The sequence below is a fragment of the Indibacter alkaliphilus LW1 genome (genome assembly GCF_000295935.2).
GTDB classification, from domain to species: Bacteria; Bacteroidota; Bacteroidia; order Cytophagales; family Cyclobacteriaceae; genus Indibacter; species Indibacter alkaliphilus.
Genome location: NZ_ALWO02000023.1, coordinates 56,980 through 70,281, shown reverse-complemented (window position 1 = coordinate 70,281; position 13,302 = coordinate 56,980). Strand labels below are relative to the sequence as shown.

Annotated in this window: 9 protein-coding genes; 3 read left to right on the top strand and 6 right to left on the bottom strand. The window is 38.6% G+C overall.

The annotated features are described in order from the left end of the window. The first annotated feature begins 40 nt into the window (after positions 1 to 40). The 3 genes from A33Q_RS04505 (at position 41) to A33Q_RS04495 (ending at position 4,783) form a co-directional block, all read left to right on the top strand. The gene (locus tag A33Q_RS04505) at positions 41 to 2,467 is read left to right on the top strand and encodes a glycoside hydrolase family 31 protein (protein WP_016254663.1); all 2,427 of its coding nucleotides are present in this window, start codon (positions 41 to 43) and stop codon (positions 2,465 to 2,467) included. A gap of 30 nt (positions 2,468 to 2,497) precedes the next feature. Next, positions 2,498 to 3,832: an MFS transporter gene (locus tag A33Q_RS04500; RefSeq protein WP_009032316.1), complete on the top strand. Its 1,335-nt coding sequence runs from the start codon at positions 2,498 to 2,500 to the stop codon at positions 3,830 to 3,832. 81 nt (positions 3,833 to 3,913) lie between these two features. Next, on the top strand, positions 3,914 to 4,783 hold the full coding sequence (locus tag A33Q_RS04495; protein WP_009032315.1) for a substrate-binding domain-containing protein: 870 nt from the start codon (positions 3,914 to 3,916) through the stop codon (positions 4,781 to 4,783). On the opposite strand, the gene A33Q_RS04490 is transcribed toward A33Q_RS04495, so the two are convergent. The 6 genes from A33Q_RS04490 to dnaG form a co-directional block, all read right to left on the bottom strand. Beyond that, positions 4,780 to 6,072 (bottom strand): S8 family peptidase, encoded by a 1,293-nt coding sequence (locus tag A33Q_RS04490; protein ID WP_009032314.1) that lies wholly within the window; start codon positions 6,070 to 6,072, stop codon positions 4,780 to 4,782. The two genes, A33Q_RS04495 and A33Q_RS04490, sit on opposite strands and share 4 nt — an antisense overlap. 74 nt (positions 6,073 to 6,146) lie before the next feature. Further along, positions 6,147 to 8,099, bottom strand: coding sequence for a tetratricopeptide repeat-containing sensor histidine kinase (locus A33Q_RS04485; RefSeq protein WP_009032313.1), 1,953 nt, complete (start codon positions 8,097 to 8,099; stop codon positions 6,147 to 6,149). 338 nt (positions 8,100 to 8,437) lie between these two features. Next, positions 8,438 to 9,226: a 5'/3'-nucleotidase SurE gene (gene surE / locus A33Q_RS04480; RefSeq protein WP_009032312.1), complete on the bottom strand. Its 789-nt coding sequence runs from the start codon at positions 9,224 to 9,226 to the stop codon at positions 8,438 to 8,440. A 5-nt stretch (positions 9,227 to 9,231) separates the two neighbouring features. Then, a complete protein-coding gene (locus A33Q_RS04475; protein WP_009032311.1) occupies positions 9,232 to 9,864 on the bottom strand; it encodes a hypothetical protein in 633 nt (210 codons plus the stop codon). Positions 9,865 to 9,965: 101 nt separating this feature from the next. After that, a complete protein-coding gene (locus tag A33Q_RS04470) occupies positions 9,966 to 11,186 on the bottom strand; it encodes a bifunctional 3,4-dihydroxy-2-butanone-4-phosphate synthase/GTP cyclohydrolase II (protein ID WP_009032310.1) in 1,221 nt (406 codons plus the stop codon). Positions 11,187 to 11,273: 87 nt separating this feature from the next. Further along, entirely contained in the window at positions 11,274 to 13,208 is a 1,935-nt protein-coding gene (gene dnaG / locus A33Q_RS04465) for a DNA primase (protein ID WP_009032309.1), read from the bottom strand. Positions 13,209 to 13,302: the final 94 nt, after the last annotated feature.

Below are 13,302 nucleotides of genomic sequence, written 5' to 3'. Positions count from 1 at the left end.
CAATAAAACTGTGTTTGCATATTCCTTAAGAGTTATTAAAATGACCACATTGACCAAGAGTAAACAATCCAATCGAAACCTTCCTATAGGCGATGTTAAGTTTTGGAAAAAAGAAGAGTTTGGAATTAGCGGTAACACTGCCGTAGCTAATTTTAAATTAACAGTCTACCGGGAAGATACCATCAGAGTACAGGTCAGCAAAGAGACTTATTTTTCTCCCAATCCTTACACTGTCATTCAAGATCCTCAAACTGTAGATTTCAGTATCAAGGAATATGAAAGTTCGGTAGTATTGCAAACTGATAAGTTGAAACTCGAGCTTGGTTTAAGCCCCTTTACAATCACTTATTATACATTGGATGATCAGGTCATTAATAAAGACGACGCAGGATTTGCTGTTTCTTGGCTTGGTACTGAGGTAAGTAACTACAAAACAGTTCAGGAAAACGAAAAATTTATTGGTCTCGGAGAAAAGACAGGTGGTCTAAATAGGGCAGGAAATGCTTATACTAACTGGAATACCGATTACTTTGCCTATGGGGTAAATGATGACCCACTTTATATGTCAATTCCTTTCTATATTGGATTACACAATAAATTATCCTACGGAATCTTTTTTGACAACACTCACAAAACTGTTTTTAACTTCGGTGCATCTACAAACCGATTTGTATATTTTTCAGCAGAGGACGGAGATTTGGATTACTATTTTTTCTTCGATGATTCTGTCTCGGGAATCATTTCTGCCTATACCGACCTGACTGGGAAAATGGAAATTCCTCCCCTTTGGTCATTGGGATATCAGCAATGTAGATACTCTTATTATCCGGAATCAGAGGTTTTGACTTTGGCCCAAACATTTCGTGATAAAAAAATGCCGGCAGATGTAATCTACCTGGATATCCATCATATGGAAAAATACAAGGTCTTCACTTTTGATCAGGAAAAGTTTCCCGATGCAAAATCAATGATCAAGAGATTGAAAGAAAAAGGCTTTAAAGTAGTTGTAATAATGGATCCGGGGATCAAAACTGAAAACGGCTATCTTCCATTTGATGAGGGAATGGAAAAAGATCTTTTTGTTAAATATCCTGATGGATTGGTCTATGAAGGTCAGGTTTGGCCTGGTTGGTGCGCATTTCCTGATTTTACCAAATCGGAAACAAGGGAATGGTGGGCCGAAAAAATGCAGTTTTATAAAGATGCAGGTGTGGATGGATATTGGACGGACATGAATGAACCTGCCTCATGGGGACAACATACTCCTAACTTAATCGATTTTTCTTATGAGGGTGAAGAGGTCAGTCACCGAAAGGCTAGAAATATTTATGGTTTTCAAATGGCAAGGAGTGCCTATGAAGGCAGTAAATTGCAATCTCCCGAGGAAAGACCTTTTATTTTAACCAGGTCGGGATATTCTGGTATACAAAGATTTGCGGCGGCTTGGACTGGTGACAACGTTGCTACAGAAGACCATATGCTTGCTGGCGTTAGACTTGTCAATAGTCTTGGATTAAGTGGTGTCTCTTTTGCAGGATATGATGTGGGAGGATTTGCTGGAGAAGCCAGTAAAGCCCTATTTGCCAGATGGATGAGTATAGCTACATTTTCGCCTTTTTACAGGGCGCACTCCATGATCAATTCCAATGATGCTGAACCTTGGAGTTTTGGGGAGGAGGTGGAGGAGATCTCAAGAAATTATATGAAACTGAGATATAGACTATTACCTACCTTATACAGTAGCTTTTATCAAAGCAGTTTGGATGGGTTGCCAATTTCAAAAAGTCTTGCAATTGATTATGCCCATGACCATATTATCTATGATTCTGCTTTCCAAAATGAATATATTTTCTGCGACCGGCTATTGATCGCTCCGGTAGAGAGCACTAAAGAAATCACCAAAGTCTATTTGCCGGAAGGTGACTGGTATTATTTGTATGACTCCAGACTACACAAAGGGAATCAGGTGATTTTTCAGGATTGCCCTACCTCCTATTTACCGGTTTATGTCAAAGCTGGGTCTATCTTAGCCCTTCAATCTCAAATTTATAATACAGGAGAAAAAAATGATGGCATACTCAGATTGCATATATACAAGGGAGAAGGACAGCATAACTATCTGCATTATGAAGATGACGGATGCAGTTATGAGTATCTTGAAGGTGATATATTCAAAAGAAACATCATTTGGGACAGTGACTCCTTGACATTGAAGTTTGAAAAGCCTGAGGGAATATATTCAAGTGGATATTTCAGAGTGAAGGTCTACTGCCATGGATTTGATGCTGAAGCTTTACATTTGGATAAGAATTCTATAGAATCACAAAAAGAAAATGTGGCTTTTTTGGATAGGCTTACCGAATTTGACCCATTACCAGACAATCTTCATGACTTCCATGAAAGTAAAAGTGTAGCTACATTTACTTTTGACCATGTTAAAGAAGCCTTTGAGTTAAGATTTACTTAATCCCCTCATCAAAACAACCAACCCAAAATAATGCAAGTAAAAGATGACAAGCCAAGATTAAGTTTTTGGCAAATCTGGAATATGAGTTTTGGATTTCTTGGAATACAATTTGGATTTGCCTTGCAGGGTGGATTCATGTCCAGGATTTTTCAAACCCTTGGAGCTGATAAAGATGCAATTCCTTTACTCTGGATCGCAGCACCCCTGACTGGATTAATCGTCCAACCAATAGTGGGGTACCTGAGTGATAGAACCTGGCATGTGAAATTCGGGAGAAGGAGACCCTATTTTCTCATTGGAGCTGTTTTAAGTACAATTGCCCTATTTTTCGCACCTTATTCCAGTGCCTTGTGGATGGCGGCAGGGGCACTATGGGTACTTGATGCTTCAATCAATATCTCTATGGAGCCTTTTAGAGCTTTGGTAGCGGATAAGCTCCCTGACAGTCAGCGGTCCTATGGCTTTGTTGTACAAACTTTGATTATCGGAGTCGGAACCTGGATTGCGAGTAATTTGCCTTGGTTTATGACTCAAATAGGCATTCCCAACACTGCTGAGCCTGGAGTGATTCCTGACTCTGTAAAATTTGCTTTTGCAATCGGAGCTGTTGTCTTATTTGCATCTATTCTCTACACTATCCTGACAACGGACGAGTACCCTCCAGAAGATCTGGAAGAATTCAGGAGAAAAAACGAGGAAAGCAAAGGTTTCTTCAATGGCTTCAAAGAAATATTCCAAAACATCGCAAGTATGCCAACGGTCATGAAGCAGCTGGGTGTGGTACAGTTCTTTTCCTGGTTTGCATTCTTTACCATGTGGAGTTTTGCTACTCCGGCCATTACCGAGCACATTTTTGGGGCTACTGATACGAGTTCTGCTGCATACAATGACGCTGCAGACAGTGTTGGAAACTACCTAGGGACTTATGGGCTTGTCTCCATGTTTTTCGCACTGATTTTAGCTTTTATCACCAGTAAAGTGAAAATCAACAGGAAACTGGTTCACATGCTCAGCTTATTTGCAGGTGGATCCGGCTTTATTCTGATTTATTTCATACAAGAACCCTGGATGTTGCACATCTGCTTTGCACTTGTGGGAATTTCTTGGGCAAGTATCCTATCTATGCCTTATGCCATGCTTTCAAGCTCAGTCAATCCCAAACAAATGGGGGTTTACATGGGGATTTTCAATATGTTTATAGTCATTCCCCAGATTATTGCAGCCTTGGGGGGAATCAACTTTATGTACAAGTTGCTCTTTGGAGAAGAGGTGGTATTTACCATGGTTTTGGCAGGAACATCCTTGATCCTGGCAGGCCTTAGCAATCTTTTGATTACAAATAGACAAGCTACACACGATGGATAGAACTACGACAAATAGAAGTCTTGAATGGTACCGTGTATGAAAATATACGGTATTTTTGTTTTTTGACAATTCACAGAGATTATGGATAAAATAACAATAACAGGAGTTCCAGAGCATTTCAATTTCCCATGGGTAGAGATTATCAAAAGCCAACCTTTCTTAGACAAAGAGCTAGAGTTGCAATGGCAGGATGAATCCAAAGGTTCAGGAGCAATGAACAAAGCTTTGAGAGAGGAAACTACCGATCTTGCTATAGTTCTTACAGAAAGCTTTGTCAAAGATAAAATTGAAGGCAATCCTTCGCGTATTGTGGGACTTCATGTTGCAAGTCCGCTGAATTGGGGAATCCACGTATCTGGAAAAAGTAAAATAAATCAACTTGAAGAGCTTAAAAACGCCCCGTTTTTAATAAGCCGTTTTGGATCTGGTTCACATTTGATGGCTTTTCTATTGGCAAAAAGAGAAGGCTGGGATACACAAAATCTGAGTTTCGAAGTTATTGGGAATCTGGATGGTGCAAAAAAATCTTTTCAAAGCAGTATTCCAAAAATTTTTCTTTGGGAAAAATTCACAACCAAGCCATTGGTTGACTTGGGACTTTTCAAAAGAATTGGAGAAGTTCCCACCCCTTGGCCATGTTTTGTAATTGCTGCCAGACCTGAAGTTTTAGAAAATCACCCTGAAGAAATTAAAACCTTGATCGAAATGGTGTACCAAAAATCTTCAAAGGTCAAGGCTGACCCAAATTCAATTCCCTTAATCAGTGATAAATATGGAGTTAGTCAAGAAGATATCAGTGCTTGGATCCAACAAACAGAATGGCAAAATTCCTCTGAAATCAATAGGTCAATGCTGGTAGAAACAATGTCAATTTTAAAAGAGCTTGGTTTAATTGAAAAAACCTTATCAGCCGATTATTTTATTGATCAGCGCTTTGTCAATCTGATTTAAGGTTTGATGTATCCCATTCCTTCAGCACCCCTGGTTCTGATAGCAATAGGATCCAAATAGTCAATAGGATAATTTTTGACATAACCGTCAGTTTCTAAACTTCCAAATACCCGAAGCCCTGCAATATGTGGTGCTGCCATTGAAGTTCCGGCTGAATTTCTATAAGCTCCTCCTCTCCAGGTAGAGAACACATTCACGCCAGGAGCACCAAATTTAATAGGATATCCGAAATGGGAAAACCAAGCCAATCTATCTGCCTGATCAATTGCCGAAACGGTTATCGTATAATTCCCATTTACCCTTGCCGGCGTAAATGTATTTCCCGGAAGCCTGGAATTACCTGAAGCAATAACCATCCAAATTTTCTTTCTTTCTGAGATCTGCAAGACCGCTTCATCCAGTAAAGTGTATTCTTCATCCTGCCACCCAAAGCTCAAATTTGCCACATCGCCAGGACGTCCCATTTTGCCTACATACTCTACTCCTGCCAAAATTCCTGAATCAGTTGCTTGAGCATTGGGTCCAAAAAACACTTTCACAGGAACAACAGGTACTCCAGCTGCAACTCCAACTACTCCGAAATGATTATTCAAAGCACCGATTGTTCCGGCCACATGGGTCCCATGACCATGTTCGTCATCAAAATTCCAATCCCTCCTAGGATTATAAGCATCAAAACCATGCCTAGTGTCCACATTCAAATCCGGGTGATTCAGATCTATCCCAGTATCAATTACCCATACTTTTCTGGTTCCCTTATAGTCAAAAGGCCCCCCTACTCTACTGACCCCCCAAGGTATAGTTTGGGTATTTTCAACTTCCGGTATATTTTGATCTCTTATGGGTCTATTTCCCTGCATTACACTGAGGAACCTTACCTTGTCTTGAACAATCTTCCTGACTTTGGGATCAGCCTGTAATTTATCCTTTGATTCAGCAGACATTTTGACCACAAAACCATTTAATCCCAAAGCAAATATCTGCTTCACAGAATCTGAATGAATTGCATGCGTTCTCAACAATAAATCTGTCTCCTTTCTAAGCAATTCATACCCACCCTCATAATCTGCAGGATCAATTCTGAAATTCAAGGATGACTCATTGTATACCACAATATACTGCTCTGGGATAGGCTCAGCATTAATGCTTTCCAATTGTTCTGCATGCGAATCCACGACCAATTGTTCTTCAACTATTGCATCTTGGCAAGCAAAAAAGCTTACGCTGACTAAAACCAGCATAGATATAAAAACCCTGATCTGCTTCTGTGATTTTGTTAGAAGATTCATAGCCTTTAAATTTAAAGATCTTCAATATAGTATATAAACTTCAAGAATTTATATTAACACTTACAGACAGTGCTTTATACTTTTATTTCTGATATAACCTGTACTTTCTTCAGCTTTATTTTTGCACTTGTTCCTTTTCCCTTTTGACTGCTGAAGATCAAATCCCCATCCATCAACACAATAAACTCTTTTGAGATATTCAGACCCAGCCCAGTTCCCTTTTCTTTCTCAGTACCAGGTCTGGATTCGAGAATGGAAAATTGTTCAGAACCGAAGGATTCAAGGATTTTTGCAGGCATTCCAATCCCATAATCCCTGATTTCCAAAATAACCTGATTCCCTTCTGAAAAAGATTTGATATCGATTTTGGAGCCTTTTTTTGAAAACTTGATAGCATTGCTTAAGATATTTCTCAAAATCACCTGAAGCAGATCCTGATCAGCCCATACTTTGACGTCACTTTCCAAATCAGTGTGTATTGTCAGTTCTTTCGCTAGAGCCTGTGTTTGAAGAAGTTCAATACAGGGGTTCAAAGTTGCTTCTAATTTGGTTGGGCTAAGCTGAACTTTAAAACTTTCCATTTGAGATTTGGACCAGGATAGAATATTGTCCAAAACCATGTAGAGACTATCCACATTTCTTTTTAGAATATGAGAGATGGTGGAAAATTCCTCCCTGGACAACTCCTGATTATTGACTAGACCAAGTACACTTTGAAGCTGGGACACAGGAGACTTCAGATCATGTCCAAGGATTGAAAAAAGCTTGTTTTTCAGCTTATTGGAGTTATTCAGTTCCTTTGACTGTAATTCAAGTTTTGCTTTTTGCTGGTTTACTTTTTCTTGTTTTTCAAACAAATCTTTATTGATAGCCTTTGTCTTTTTATTCATCATATAAAGCCAAATGAGTAAACTCCCAAGCAGCAATGCGCTGATAATTAGAATAAAAAACAAAAGCCTAAAATTACGAATTCTTAATTCCTGAAGTTTATTTTCAGATTTTAAGTACTTTACTTCTGCATCAGATTTTTCCACTTCAAACATTCCCTGGATCAAAGCCAACCTATCTTTATCAGCCTTCTCATCCAGGGAATCATTTATTTCTATAAATAATTTAAAGTTTTCAAAAGCCAAAGGAACATTTCCAATATAGTCATAAGCTTCTGCTAAGTTCTTCAATGTTTGAGCTAACTCGTCCTGAAAACCATTTTCTTTCGATATCTCCTTTCCCCTTTCCAGGATACTGATTGCTTTATCGGGATTACCATCTTTGAAATAAGCTTTACCGAGTCTATGAAGAATAGAAGCCTCAAATGACTGCAGTTTTTGGTGGGAGGCTGCCTCTAAGGAATATTCATAGATCTCAATTGCTTCTTTGACCTCGCCTTTTGCCAAATACACATCACCGATTACCCTATTTGTAAAACTTGTGAAATAAATCGATCCTGCTGCTTCATTTTGTCTTAATGCTTCTTTGGCATAATGCAGTGCTGAATCAAGACGCTCAGTCTTGCTGTAATTCAAGGCGATATTGTTCAGGCTTCTGATGATGATAAATGGATCTTCTAGTTTCAGTCCTATTTCATATGCTTCTTTAAATTTCCTAATTGCTTCATTATAATTCCTTTGTTGGTAATACAGAGCTCCAAGATTATTCAAGGTCATCGCCAATTCCCTCTGATCATTTTGCCCTATGCCAATCATATAAGCATCCCTAGAATACCGAAAAGCCTTATCCCATACACCTAGCCTGTAATTTATCCAGCCAAGATTGCCTTTGGCTCTGGCCAATTGTAAGCTGTCTCGTATATCTATAGCAAGAGCTTCGGCCCTCTCTGCTAATTCTATGGCTCTTGGTATATCTTTTTCTCTTAGTTCAAAAGTAAGTTTGTTAAGCAAATCCAACTCTTCACCTCGATTTGTGCTATTGAAGAGAGCTGTTTCTAAACTGTCAATTTTGCTATCTTGAGCAAGCAAACTCAAGGGAAAAATAAAAAACAGACAAATTGAAATTGTAAGGTGTTTCATTGTTAAAAAGGAACAATCAGAAATATTGATTAAAACACGGATTAATTAAATTTTTGATGAACTCTGTGATTTTTTGTTTCTTATCGATTTATGCTTTTTAATCAAAATACAAATTGGACAGAACAAACGGCAATTAAATATTTACGAGAATTTCACTGGGATTCCTACACTAAATTATCACTCAATTAATTTAAATTCCTGCTAAAAAACTAATGCTAAGGCTAAATTAAAATTGATTTTGCTTTTATAACTTATTGATAAAAAGCTATTCATAGGATAAGCTAAATCCATTGAAAAAATAACACCCCTTCCAAATTAGAAAGGGGTGTTACCTGCTACTACTTTTCAAGCTGGGGCCAATCCCAATCTTCATTCAATTGTTTGATGGCATGATGGGCCGTCAGGTCATATTGACAAGGAACTATGGATACATAGTTATTCGCGATTGCCCATTCATCATTATCCTCTCCTTTGTCAAAATTCACAAAGTTTCCAGCCATCCAAAAATACTTTCTCCCATTCGGATCAAACCTTTCAGAGAATTCTTCCTGCCATTTGGCATGCGCTTGTCTACAAACTTTTATCCCTTTGATAGACTCATTTCTTTTCGGAGGAAAGTTAACATTGAGCGCGACTCCTTTTGAAATACCATTTTCCAAGACCTGCTTACAGATTTTGTAAACGTATTCTTCTGTGTGACTGAAATCTGCTTTAGAAGAATAATCGCAAAGGCTAAAACCAACAGATGGTAAGCCTTCGAGAGCTCCTTCAATTGCAGCTGACATAGTTCCTGAATACAGCACAGATATAGAAGTATTGCTGCCATGGTTGATGCCTGATACAACAAGGTCAGGAGTTCTGTCTTTCAATACATAATGCTTGGCCAATTTAACACAATCTGCAGGCGTACCACTTGACTTATAAGCTTTTACATCGTCAAAAATATCTTCTTCATAGAGTCTCAGCGTTTCACCTATTGTAATGGCATGTCCCATTCCTGATTGTGGACTGTCAGGAGCAACAACAATTACCTCCCCCAGTTTTTTCATAACATTGACTAACACTCGTATTCCCTTCGAAGTGATTCCATCATCATTCGAAACTAAAATCAATGGTTTTTTTGACATAAAAATTATTTGATTTGGTTATAATAAGCCGTAATCCTCAGAAGATCCCCTCTTTTGTCATGAGAAAGTCTGTTTTTTCTCATAAATAAGTCAACTTCATCTGCTCTATCTCCTAAGATATCCAGCAATTCTTTTTTCTTTTGGGAATATTTATAAATCCTGCCATCTTTTATAAAATAAAAATTAAAGGCCAATTTGTAAGCACCACCCATTTGCGGACCCCAAAGTGGGTTCATAGCCATAGGACCATACCCCATACCTCTGTTGTCTATCACGATCTGCTCCCTGCACAATAATATAGCATCTTCCCCTTCCGTGAGAATTTCGAAAAATACGGGAGTTTCATAATCCCCGGTCAATGGAAAAGGAAGGGTGTAAAATGTTCTGATTCCACCATATTGTTCGTCAAAAATTTCAAATTGTTGAACATTGGAAGAGCTGAAAGTTTCTATTCCCTGATTTTGTAACTGTACAAGGTTGTTTTCTAAGTCGTACTTGACCATACCTTGATAGACGGTACCGGAATTTAACTGGATCTGTCCTTTGTGCCAAACTTGGGAAGGGAATTGCCCACCCTGAGCCATAACACCAAGACTAATCAAAAACAAATTAATATATAGAAGGCCTAATTTTTTCATACAAACTAGATATTGATTCCTATTCAAGTTAACGAATCAAAACTTAAATATGTTGATGTGTTTGGCTCTTTCTTGAAGACTTGGGGTAAATTGTAGCAGATTTATTTATTTTTTAAGATACTGTGACCCATTTTATCCCTCTTTGTAGTCAAATATCTTTCATTATGCGGGTTTGGTGTAATTTCGATTGGTAATTGTTCAACGATTTCAAGACCATATCCTAAAAGACCGACTCTTTTAGTCGGGTTATTGGTGATCAACCTGAGCTTGCTTACACCAAGATCCCTAAGAATCTGCGCACCTACACCATAATCTCTTTTATCCATAGGTTGACCTAAAGCCAAATTGGCCTGAACTGTATCCATTCCCTGCTCTTGGAGCTTATAGGCTTTCAGCTTATTGATCAAGCCGATTCCCCTTCCCTCTTGGTTCATATACAATACTACTCCCTTTCCTTCTTCCTCTACCATTTGCATAGCCCGGTGAAGCTGTGGGCCGCAATCGCATCGGCAGGATCCAAAAATATCTCCAGTAATACAGGAGGAATGTACCCTGACCATGACTGGCTCATCTTCTTTCCATTCTCCTTTGATCAAGGCCATGTGAATATCATTTGTGTTTGTTTGCCTAAAAGCGATCAAATCAAAATCCCCAAAATCAGTTGGCATTTCCACACCAATTTCTCTTTTGATCAGAGACTCATTTTTTAACCTGTAAGCAATCAAATCTTTTATCGAAACCAATTTCAATTGAAACCTTTCAGCAACCTTGACCAAATCAGGAAGTCGGGCCATTGTACCATCTTCATTCATGATTTCGATCAAAACACCTGCTGGGGATAATCCTGCAAGTCTTGCAAAATCAATAGCTGCCTCTGTATGGCCTGCCCTTCTCAGAACTCCACCTCTTTTTGCTTTTAGTGGGAAAATATGTCCGGGCTTGCCCAATTCATCAGGATGGATGCTGTCATCAACCAGTGCGCGGATTGTCTTGGCCCTGTCACTGGCAGAAATCCCAGTCGTACAACCATGACCTATCAAGTCCACAGAAACAGTAAACGGGGTCTCATAAGCTGCGGTATTATTGCCTACCATCAATTCCAAACCAAGTTTTTCACATCTGTCTTCTATAAGAGGTGCACAAATCAAGCCTCTTCCATGAGTAGCCATAAAATTGATGATTTCCGGAGTTACTTTCTCGGCAGCACATATAAAATCCCCTTCATTTTCACGATCTTCATCATCTACTACAATGATTACCTCTCCGTTTTTGATGGCTTCTATGGCGTCTTCTATGGTGTCTAATTTAAAGTCTTGGGACATAAGTGTTTTTATCAATCTGGGTTTATAAAGGCCGTAAATTTACATTCTTTTTCAGGTTAAACAGCCCTAATCTATTTAAAGTTTGCATCAGAAGCTGATGACTATACCAAGCTGCCTGTCTATTTCCACCTGATAATTTTTCAATTCCATGTAAACTGAAAGCCTCTCATTCAAAATATCCTCAGTGAGATTTTCTTCCTCAACTTCTTTTATTTTGACTTTTGCTTCTTCCATTAATTTTTTGACCACTTTTTTCTTGAGATGAAGGATACTGTCGTAAACAGTTTTGGCTAAGTCATCAGCCTCATTACTTGTAAAAATCTGAAACCTGGATTCCCATAATGTAGACAGCTCATATTTTCTGGTAATCAAATTAATTGCTTCTTTTTTCACTTCTGAATCGTCATGATGAAGGAAGAAATCAGGTTGTGGTAAAATATTCTGTGATAAGGCCTCTTGGTACATCTTCAGGATTTTTTGGTAAACTGGAGTTTCAAATTTCAAATCTTCCGTTTCCTGGAGTAGGTATTCGCAAACATGCAGTTCATCAGAAACTTTTTCAAAACCATAATTTACCAAAAGCCTAAGCATTTCCCTTTCCTGCAACTGAAGCTTGTCTGAAATAGTAGGTTCTTTTGAAGCAATTAATAAATCTTCAATGGGTGTTTCCTGAGTCTGCTGCTGTTCCTTGAAATACTGATCCTTCTTACCTTTCAAGTAAATTTTATTCAATTCAGCTTGAATAATATCTTCATCAATACCCAGTAAGTCAGCAGATTTTCTGATATATACCGTCCTGATAATAGGGTCGGGTATTTTCCCGAGGCTTTGGACTACCTCCTTGATCAGATTGGCTTGCTTGATGGGGTCATTGGCGGTTTCTTCCGCGTAAAGTCCGATTTTAAAAGAAATAAAATCCTGGGCTTTAGACTCCAGATAATCTTTGAAAGCAGAAGAGCCTACTTTTCTGGCATAACTGTCCGGATCTTCACCGTTTGGAAATACCACAGCCTTGACATTCAGCCCTCCTTCCAAAATCATATCAATTCCTCTTAAAGAGGCTTTGATACCGGCTGCATCTCCATCATACAAAACCGTGATATTGTCCGAAAACCTTTTGATAAGCTTGATCTGACTTTCAGTCAAAGAAGTACCGGAAGAAGCAACCACATTTTCAATCCCAGCTAAATGCATGGAGATCACATCTGTGTAGCCTTCTACCAAATAGCAATTGTCCTTTTCCCGGATTGATTTTTTGGCCTGAAAAATTCCATAAAGAATATCTGACTTGTGATAAACTTCTGTTTCAGGAGAGTTGATGTATTTAGGCTGCTTTTTGTCCTGAGTGAGAATTCTTGCACCAAAACCAACAGGCTTGCCTCCTAGGTTGTGAATGGTAAAAATCACCCTCCCCCTAAACCTATCATACAGCCTTTGTGGATCGCCTTCTTTTTGAAGAATCAGACCTGATTTCAGCAATATCTCATCACTAAAACCATCAGCCTTAGCAGCCTCATGTAAATGACTCCAACCATTCAAGGCATATCCAAGGTCAAATTTTTCAATGATGTTTTGGTTAAAACCACGTTCCTTAAAATAACTAAGACCAATAGACTTTCCCTCCTCGGAATGAAGGCTTTTGACAAAAAAATCACGGGCATATCCAAGAGCTATATATAAACTTTCTCTTTCATTATGAGCTTGGACAGCCTCAGGGGTCTGCTCCTTATCTTCTTCTACTTCAATCCCATACTTTTGGGCAAGATGACGAATAGCTTCATTGAAGCCTACACCTTCAATATCCATTACAAACTGTATAGGATCGCCTGCTTTTCCACAGCCGAAGCATTTATAGATCTGTTTTGCAGGTGAAACAGAAAAAGAAGGGGACTTCTCATTATGAAACGGACAACAAGCCCAAAGATTCTGCCCCTTTTTTTTCAAAGGCACATAATCATTGACTACATCCTCAATATCTGCTCTTTCTTTGACTTTTTCGGTTGTCGCCCGGCTGATTCCCATTCCTTATTGATTGAAGTGCCAAAGATAAAAAGTATTGAATCAAAACATAGAATCAAACTTGTGGGAAACTATTTTGAGGGGGTGCAAGTTCTTT